Genomic DNA, 9,381 nt, shown 5'->3' on the forward strand with positions numbered 1-9,381 from the left:
ACTAACGGTTCCGACTACTACGGCCCGCAACGGACTTTCACCGTCTAGTTGATGCCCATGCCGGGCGCACTGAAATTGTCGTTAATGGTTTACCATTTACGACAAGGCCGAGCTTTAAGACAATCGTAGATTGGCTTAAAGTCGAGCCCACAGCGTTCCACCAGCGTATTTCCCGCAGGTACGGAGAACAGCAACATAACAGTTCTAGATTTCAGCTTTCCAAGAGAATCAGGGTACTAATCATTTTTCAATCAATTTAAATCCGCTCCAGAATTCCCACAGGCACGTAGAAGCATAACAGAGCGGTTTTAGGGACTGTCGCAGATAATTTATCAAAGCAAACAAACATTTAATGACTATTTATCGTCAATGATGATAACCTAGTAGGTGGCAATACGATTAATGATGAACAATTTAGCACAATACTTGTTGATAAGGGAGCGTTGCTAATGATTACTTTTGATGAAGATAAGCAAATTTTTCATTTGACGAATAACAGGATCAGTTACTTGATTCAAATTAAACCTGGAGGTTACTTGGCCCATATTTATTTTGGTAAAAAGATCGCTCATTATTCTAGTAGCTATGATTATCCACAGGTGGATCGTTCATTCTCGCCTAATCCACCGCATGCTGTCGATCGTGGTTTTTCTTTAGATACATTGCTCCAAGAATATCCTGGCCACGGGTTCGGCGATTTTCGTGAGCCGGCTTATAATATTCGCCTTAATGACGGCAGTCGAGTCACTGATTTTCGTTATCATGATTATCAAATTCGGCCTGGTAAGCCGCAACTAGCTGGATTGCCGGCAACCTATGTTAGTGATGAACATGACGCACAAACATTGGTGTTACATCTGTTAGATCAAGTTTCACAGTTGGAGTTGAAAATGTACTACACTATTTTCACGAAGCAAAATGTGATTACCCGCTCGGCAAAACTAACTAATCACGGCAACGACACAGTTGAAGTTAATCGTTTGACCAGTGTTGCCATTGATTTTCCAGCGGCTAGCTACGATTTGATTCAGTTACGCGGTGCGTGGGCACGCGAACGAAATATTGTGCGTGAACCATTGAACTTAGGCATTAAGGTGCTTGATAGTAAACGCGGTGCCAGTGGTCACCAACAAAATCCATTCGTTGCTTTAGTTCAGCCCGAGACAACCGAATTTCAAGGTGAAGCGATTGGTTTTGGACTAATTTACAGTGGTAATCACGAAACGATTATTCAGCGCGATCAATATGCGCAAACGCGAGTGCTAATGGGAATCAATTCCTTTAATTTTGCCTGGCAGTTGCAACCGGAGACTGCTTTTCAAACACCAGAAGTGGTTTTAGTATACAGTGACGCTGGGTTGAATGCCATGTCGCAAACTTTCCACGATTTGTGCAATCAACATTTAGTTCCACGACGTTTCCAACAGCGCCAGCGCCCAATTCTAATTAATAATTGGGAGGCTACTTATTTTAACTTTGACGAAAATAAAATTTTAAAATTAGCACAAGCTGCTAAGGAGGTAGGCATTGAATTATTTGTTTTGGATGATGGTTGGTTCGGTGCTCGGAATGACGATAGAACTTCCTTAGGTGATTGGTTTGAAAATAAAGCGAAATTAAGTCATGGTGTCAGTGGTTTATCGGCGCAAATTCATCAAATGGGCCTGCAGTTTGGTATTTGGTTCGAGCCGGAAATGATTTCTGAAGATAGTGACTTGTTCCGTAATCATCCCGATTGGGTGCTGGAAGTTCCTCGTCGGGAACGTTCGGTGGGTCGGAATCAGTATGTTTTGGATTTTTCTCGGGCAGAAGTGCGAGCTAATATTTTTAAACAAATGACAACAATTTTAGATCAAGCCAACTTAGATTATATTAAATGGGATATGAACCGTAATATGACTGAAGTTTACTCTCAAGTTTTGCCTGCCTTGCAACAAGGTGAAGTGGCTCATCGCTATATTTTGGGATTGTATGATTTTCTTTCTAAAATTACTCAGGCTTATCCACAAGTTTTATTTGAAGGGTGTGCTGGTGGTGGCGGCCGCTTTGATTTAGGGATTCTTTATTATTTGCCACAGTCTTGGACTAGCGATAATACGGATGCGATTTCGCGGATTAAGGTTCAATATGGAACCAGTTTACTTTATCCGATTTCTAGTATGGGTGCTCATGTTTCAGCAGTGCCCAATGAACAGACACATCGTGTGACGAGCTTGGCGATTCGCGGTAATGTGGCGATGTCGGGTGTCCTTGGTTATGAATTGGATTTAACCAAAGCTACTGCCGATGAGAAACAAGCAATTGCTGAACAAATTAAGTTTTATAAAGCACATCGACAACTGCTGCAGTTTGGTAAATTTTATCGTTTAATGAGTCCGTTTAACCATAATGATGTGGCGTGGATGTTTGTTTCAGAACAACAGGATGAAGCAATTGTCTTTTATTTCCGAATGAGTGCGGAAGCATCGTATCCGTTGGTCACGTTGAAACTAGCTGGTCTGGATCCTGCTAAACATTATCGATTAGGTAATGCGGTGTATGGTGGCGATGAGTTAATGAATATTGGCTTATATGTTGATCCTAACTTAACCGGCGATTATGCAACACAACGTTATGTTATTAAGGCGATTGAAGATTAAGCCAATGGCACGACTTGTTAGCAAAGCTAAGTTGAAATTTAAATACTAAAAAAGTGCCAGCCGTAAATATGATTACGACTGGCACTTTTAGTAAGCAATAAATTGCCCCTGCCAAGGTACTTTTAGTATAACGTTTATCGGCTATTTTTTAAATAGTCATTGGTCAAATTATTGGCGATTTAGTGCCTAATTAATTTAGAAAGACAAATTTTGAATGATTAAGCTAAGTTAAATTTAAAAACGTTAATTGGTCTTAAGCTTTTTCAGCCCATAGTCCGTTACGCTCAACGAACAATATTGTTAGAATTATAGTTGTGAATTGCATTGGGCAAGTATTACCCCTATAATTTGATTATGAATAACGAGTGGAGGAGGAAGAGGCATGAATATTGGTTTATTTACTGACACCTATTTTCCTCAAGTTAGTGGTGTAGCAACTTCAATTCGAACTTTAAAAGATGATTTGGAACGTAAAGGGCATCATGTTTATATTTTTACGACGACTGATCCTGGTGTCGACAAAGAAGAAGTTGAGCCGAACGTGTTTAGATTTGGTAGCGTTCCCTTCGTTTCTTTTACTGATCGGCGAGTTGCGGTGCGCGGGTTATTTCATGCGCTTGAGGTTGCTAAAGAACTTGATTTGGATATTGTACATACACAGACAGAATTTTCGATGGGTTGGATTGGTAAGTTTGTTGCTAAGAATTTGAAAATTCCTTGTGTTCACACGTATCACACGATGTATGAAGATTATTTACATTATGTTTTAAACGGCCACTTATTGAAGCCGTATCATGTTAAACAATTCGTGCGTGCATTTGTTAACCATATGGATGGTGTAGTGGCACCTAGTCAACGCGTTACGGAGTCGTTACGGCGTTATGGCGTCAAGATTCCCATCCGCGTCATTCCCACAGGTATCGACATTACAGCCTATGATCAAGATTGTTCCGCGCAAGCCGCACAATTACGTCAACAATTAGGTTATACTGAACAAACACCCGTGCTGATGACCCTGAGTCGTCTTGCCAGTGAAAAAAGAATTAATCAGGTTTTATCGACCTTTCCTGATCTACAAAAACGAATTCCTGATTTACGCTTTTTAATTGTTGGTGACGGTCCGGATCGTGAAGAACTTGAAGAACAGGTTAAGACGTTGGGAATTGGTGCTGCGGTAACTTTTGTTGGTGAAGTCAAGCATGAGCAAATTGCACCATACTATCAATTGGCTGATCTTTTTGTTTCCTCAAGTGATACTGAATCTCAAGGGTTAACTTATATTGAAGCAATGGCTGCTGGTTTGAAATGTGTTGTTCGCAGTGGTGAATATACGGATGGTGTCTTCGATGATCCGGATATTGGCACGACTTTCCGCGATCTACCAGAAATGGCAGCACAAATTGAGAATTACATTTGTCATCCACATGCATTTGCCGATCCACGGCCACGCAAGAATAAATTATTTGAGATCTCAGCTGATCATTTTGGTGATTCGGTTTTAAGTTTCTATCACGATGCAACAGATAGTTATAATTTAACCAATATTAATCGACTTAGTTTAACTGGTCGCAGTGAGGAGCGCTTATGATTCATATTAATATGTTCTCATCTGCGGATAAGGTTGCTGGTCAAGGTGTTGGCAGTGCTTATTTGGAGTTAGTAGGCTTGCTCCAAGAGCGGTTGAGTGATCAATTTAAGGTCACGATTAATCAATATCGTCGTGCGGATATTACACATTATCACACGATTGATCCGCAATTTTTCTTGTCAACTTTTTCCAAAAAGCGAGGCCGCACAATTGGCTATGTGCATTTCTTGCCAGAAACGATTGAGGGCTCTTTAAGAATGCCTAAGTTTGCTAAAAATATTTTTTATTGGTATATGATCAAGTTTTATAAACGAATGGATCATTTGGTCGTCGTTAACCCAAGCTTTATCCCCAAGATTGAAGCTTATGGAATTGCCAAAGAAAAAATTACTTATATTCCTAATTTCGTTTCACCAGTCGAATTCCCGAATCGGCCGGTTCAGGATAAAATCGCCTTACGAGAGAAATATCAACTGCCTAAAGATAAGTTTATTGTTTTCGGTTCTGGACAAGTTCAAGAGCGCAAAGGTGTCGACGATTTTGTCAAGTTAGCCAAAAAGAATCCTCATGTTCAATTTATTTGGGCAGGAGGCTTTTCCTTTGGTCCGATGACAGATGGTTATGATCACTTCAAGAAACTTGTCGAAAACCCGCCGAAAAATGTGATCTTTACGGGCATTATTAAGCGGACTGAAATTGCGGATTATCTTAATCTAGCCGATTTATTTTTCTTGCCGTCATTTGACGAGCTATTTCCCATGTCTGTATTGGAAGCCTTTAGTTGTGGCGTCCCCGTTCTGTTACGTAATTTGGAACTCTACGAGGCAATTATTTCTGGCAAGTATGTTGGTGCTGATGATTTAGCTGGCTTTGATCAGGCCTTGCAAAAGTTAATGACCGATGCGGATTTTTATAAGCAATATCAACAATTAGCGCGCAGTGCTGCTCAAGAATATTCACCAGAACATTTGGCTAAGATTTGGGCAGCGTTTTATACTGCACAAGCGCAACTTTAAGAGGATAATATGAGTCGTAAAAATATCATTGCCTTGGTGATTATGATTGCGTTAGGCGGTCTGATTTTCTGGCAGGAAGCGCGCGAGACTGACTTTCAACAAGTGCAACATGGGTTGGCTAATTTACAGTGGATCTGGTTGGTTGTCGCTTTAGTCGTCATGTTATTTTCCTTTATTGCCGAATCTTTAGTGTTGAAAACTTTAATTGAAAAACCAAATGAGCCTAAACAGCCAGCGTGGAACTTCTTGCGCGTGCCACCAATTCAGGCTTTATTTAATGCCATCACACCCTTTTCGTCTGGTGGTCAACCGGCTCAACTAGTCGCACTATTGCAAGTGGGCTACGAGGGTGGTCGTGCGAGTTCGGTTTTACTTATGAAATTTATTATTTATCAACTGATGGTTCTAATTAATTTTGTCTTGACCATGTTGATTGGCTTTCGGCAAGTGATGGCTCAGTTTAGTGGGTTAGCGTTACTAATCGGCTTTGGCTTTACCATTCACATTGTGACGATTGGGACACTATTGATGATTATGTTTTACTATCGCTTCACCAAGGGATTGGTTCAAGGTTTTTTCAATCTTTTGGGTCGTTTTGTACACTCGCCCAAAGTTGAGCGCTGGTCAGCTAACGCGATGCAAAAAATTGAAACTTTTCACGATGAAAGCATACAATTAAATCGTGAGAAGAAAAAAGTCATTCAAGCAGCGATTCTAACCATGCTGCAATTGATTGCTTATTACTTGATCCCTTATTTTGTATTGTTAGCCCTAAATATTCCTCACGTTAACTTATTGGCAGTTTTCAGTATGCACGTGATGATTGTCATGATCACATCAATTTTTCCTATTCCAGGAGGAACTGGTGGTGCAGAATATAGTTTTAAAACTTTATTTGCAACCTTTATACCTGGACAGACCGCTTTAATTTTAGGAATGCTTCTTTGGCGGTTGATTACGTTCTATTTGGGCATGGTTTTAGGTATTGTGGCAATGGGGACTCACCCAAAACGAGTATTTAAGAAACAAACGAAGCAAGAAGATATGAATATTCAGTAAAGAATTCTTTACGATTTGTTCAAGAGACTAAGTTTAACGATGATTTTTTGCTAGAATTTAGAATGATTTTGAATTTGGCAGTATACACGGAGGATTTACATGAAGTTTGTTGCTGAGAAACTAAAAGCATTCTGGAATAGTCGCTGGGGCTTTTTTCTACTCGCAGTTGTTTTGTTCTGGATTAAAACTTATTACGCTTATCAAACGAAATTTAATTTGGGTGTTAGTGGTAGTGTGCAAGAATTTTTATTGACGCTGAATCCATTGCCGACCACATTGTTGCTTTTTGGTATTGCTCTGTATTTCAAAGGTCGTAAATCCTATATTATCATGTTGGTTATCGATTTTTTGACCACATTTTGGTTGTTTGCGAACATTTTGTACTATCGTGAATTCTCGGATTTTTTGACTTCGACTTTAATTAAAGGATCAGGTTCGGTTTCTAATAATCTAGGTAAAAGTATCGTTGGAATTATTAATCCGTCTGATTTCTTGGTGTTTGTTGATTTGCTAGTTTTAATTGTCATCTTGGCGACACGTTTACAGAAGATAGATATTCGACCAATTAAAAAGCCCGTTGCCGGTTTAATTACGTTGCTTTCCGTGATTCTATTTGGCTTTAATTTAACGATGGCCAATAGTGATCGTTCCGGTTTATTAACACGGACTTTTGACAATAACTATATCGTCAAGTACTTAGGTTTAAATTCTTATGCGGTTTATGATGTGGTCAAGGCTGCCAAGACAAGTGCAGTCCGAGCTAATGCAGATGCTAGCGATATGAAGACCGTCCAGAAATACATTAAGAATAATCACGTTGCCGGCAATCCAACTTATACAGGTGTTGCTAAAGGTAAAAATGTCTTTGTGATTCATTTGGAAAGTTTCCAACAGTTCTTGATTGATTACAAAGTTGATGGACAAGAAGTAACGCCTAACTTGAACAAGATTTACCATGAAAGTGATACCTTAAGCTTCGATAATTTCTTCAATCAAGTTGGTCAAGGTAAAACTGCCGATGCCGAATTAATGTTGGAAACGTCCTTGTTTGGGTTATCTGAGGGAGCCGCAATGGTAACTGCCGGCTCAACAAATACTTGGCAAGCTGCACCAGCGATTCTGGCGCAAAGCCAAGGTTACACCACCGCCTCCTTCCATGGTGATGTGCCTAGTTTTTGGAATCGTGATAATACGTACAAGACTTGGGGCTACGATTACTTCTTCAGTAAGAGTTATTTCCAGAGTGGCAAGAATTTCGATGTTGGTTATGGCTTAAAGGATAAGATCTTCTTGAAAGACTCGATGAAGTATATCGAGCAATTACCGCAGCCATTCTATGCCAAACTAATTACTGTAACTAACCATTATCCTTATTTACTAGATAAGAAGAACCAGTCGATTGCAAAGACGACGACTGGTGATAAAACAGTAGATGGCTATGTACAAACAGCCCATTACTTGGATCAATCAATTGGTGAGTTTATGGCCTGGTTAAAGGCAAGTGGCCTCGATAAGAATAGTATGCTAGTCTTTTATGGTGATCACTATGCTATTTCTGGTAACCACAAACCAGCCATTGCTAAATTATTAGGTCAAGATAAGGCTAACGATTTCGATGTTGCTCAGTGGCAAAAAGTACCGTTGATGATTCATATGGATGGTCTTAAAGGTGGCGTCAACCATACTTATGGTGGTGAAATTGATGTTTTACCAACCATTGAGAATTTACTGGGAATTGATAACAGCAACTATATTCAATTTGGTCAGGACTTGTTGGCCACGAATCGTAATCAAACCGTTGCCTTTCGAAGCGGCGATTATGTTACACCGAAGTACACTAAAGTTGGTAGTGAGTATTACAATACTAGTGATGGCACCTTGATTAAGAAACCAGATGCCGCCACTAAAAAAGAATTAGAGAGTTTGACTAACCATGTGGCGACCGAATTATCACTTTCTGATAGTGTCATTAATGGCGACTTGTTGCGTTTCTATACACCCAAAGGATTCAAACCGGTCAAAGCCAAGGATTATACGTACAAACTCAGCAAGTCTTTGAAGTTGCTTAAGAAGATGCAAAAGAAAGAGAAAACAAGTTTACTTTATCAAAACGATAACAAGTCGAGTCTTGATTTATACAAGACGGACGCTCCTGAGTTGGAATCAGACTCAAAAGATGCTAGTAAGAGTAGTGACAGTAGTAATAGCTCCAGCAGCACTAGTAGTTCAAATAGCAGCAGTTCCAGCAGTGCCTCAAGTGATAGCAGTTCTTCGTCAAGTAATTAAGGTTGGTGAAATAAATGACTAACGTGCGTTATAATCATGCTCGTGCTTTGCTACAACAACATAAAGTTCGGATGACACCACAACGTGATGCGATTTTACAGGTTTTAGTTAATTCACACAGTCATCCCACAGCAGAAGATGTATTTAATCTGTTAGAAGATCAAGTTGCGGATATTAGTATTGCAACTGTTTATAATAATTTGCGCTTGTTTACTGAATTAGGTGTTATTCAAGAACTTAAGTACAGTAATGAACCAAGTCATTTTGACTATGTTAGTGTGCGCCATTTTCATGTAGTTTGTCAGAAGTGTGGCAAGGTTGTGGATGTTTTTTATCCTGATTTGGATCGAATTGAACGCTTGGTGACTAATTTAACTGGTTATGAGACGGTGGGAAACAATATTGAAGTTTATGCAATTTGTCCTGATTGTCAGAAGAAACTGGCAGTTGCTGATCGTGACATGATTTAATTGGGTTAATAGATTGATTGATTAGTAAATATCAGTGAGGAAGTGAGATTGAAATATTAATGCGCGTTTAATCTAATTGAGATAAGAACTTTTATTCCAGTTTGATTGTTGCTATGACAGCGTTCTGCGACTTTTATCAGAAAAGTTTGATTTTTTGGTTGACGAACAAGTCTGAAGTTGGTAATATATTACATGTTGCTGATGACGACAAACATGTTTTACTTATTGCGTTATCAACACAGTAGGCCTTTGAAAACTGAACAAAGTTTCGAGAATATGTAGGGTTTATTGCAGAGATGTAATGAACAAAGAAACATTAACGA

Annotated in this window: 6 protein-coding genes; all 6 read left to right on the top strand. The window is 39.4% G+C overall.

Going from position 1 to position 9,381, the window contains the following annotated elements:
- The first annotated feature begins 449 nt into the window (after positions 1–449).
- The 6 genes from EKM65_RS10730 to EKM65_RS10755 all read left to right on the top strand — a co-directional run bounded on the left by EKM65_RS10730 (position 450) and on the right by EKM65_RS10755 (position 9,058).
- A complete protein-coding gene (locus EKM65_RS10730; protein ID WP_125608342.1) occupies positions 450–2,639 on the top strand; it encodes an alpha-galactosidase in 2,190 nt (729 codons plus the stop codon).
- A 382-nt stretch (positions 2,640–3,021) separates the two neighbouring features.
- Entirely contained in the window at positions 3,022–4,227 is a 1,206-nt protein-coding gene (locus EKM65_RS10735; protein ID WP_125608344.1) for a glycosyltransferase family 4 protein, read from the top strand.
- Positions 4,224–5,243 (top strand): glycosyltransferase family 4 protein, encoded by a 1,020-nt coding sequence (locus EKM65_RS10740; RefSeq protein ID WP_125608346.1) that lies wholly within the window; start codon positions 4,224–4,226, stop codon positions 5,241–5,243. Before EKM65_RS10735 ends, EKM65_RS10740 begins: the two co-directional genes overlap by 4 nt.
- 9 nt (positions 5,244–5,252) lie before the next feature.
- On the top strand, positions 5,253–6,302 hold the full coding sequence (locus tag EKM65_RS10745; protein ID WP_125608348.1) for a lysylphosphatidylglycerol synthase transmembrane domain-containing protein: 1,050 nt from the start codon (positions 5,253–5,255) through the stop codon (positions 6,300–6,302).
- Between the two features lie 99 nt (positions 6,303–6,401).
- Positions 6,402–8,588 (top strand): LTA synthase family protein, encoded by a 2,187-nt coding sequence (locus tag EKM65_RS10750; protein WP_125608350.1) that lies wholly within the window; start codon positions 6,402–6,404, stop codon positions 8,586–8,588.
- A gap of 14 nt (positions 8,589–8,602) precedes the next feature.
- Positions 8,603–9,058: a Fur family transcriptional regulator gene (locus EKM65_RS10755; RefSeq protein ID WP_125608352.1), complete on the top strand. Its 456-nt coding sequence runs from the start codon at positions 8,603–8,605 to the stop codon at positions 9,056–9,058.
- Positions 9,059–9,381: the final 323 nt, after the last annotated feature.

Origin of the sequence: Lapidilactobacillus bayanensis, assembly GCF_003946695.1 — a bacterium.
In the GTDB taxonomy this organism is placed as follows: domain Bacteria; phylum Bacillota; class Bacilli; order Lactobacillales; family Lactobacillaceae; genus Lapidilactobacillus; species Lapidilactobacillus bayanensis.

Bases quoted from the DNA above. Each gene is read 5' to 3' on its own strand.
- EKM65_RS10735 (WP_125608344.1), top strand. From the start codon at position 3,022: ATGAATATTGGTTTATTTACTGACACCTATTTTCCTCAAGTTAGTGGT.
- EKM65_RS10745 (WP_125608348.1), top strand. From the start codon at position 5,253: ATGAGTCGTAAAAATATCATTGCCTTGGTGATTATGATTGCGTTAGGC.
- EKM65_RS10740 (WP_125608346.1), top strand. From the start codon at position 4,224: ATGATTCATATTAATATGTTCTCATCTGCGGATAAGGTTGCTGGTCAA.
- EKM65_RS10750 (WP_125608350.1), top strand. From the start codon at position 6,402: ATGAAGTTTGTTGCTGAGAAACTAAAAGCATTCTGGAATAGTCGCTGG.
- EKM65_RS10730 (WP_125608342.1), top strand. From the start codon at position 450: ATGATTACTTTTGATGAAGATAAGCAAATTTTTCATTTGACGAATAAC.
- EKM65_RS10755 (WP_125608352.1), top strand. From the start codon at position 8,603: ATGACTAACGTGCGTTATAATCATGCTCGTGCTTTGCTACAACAACAT.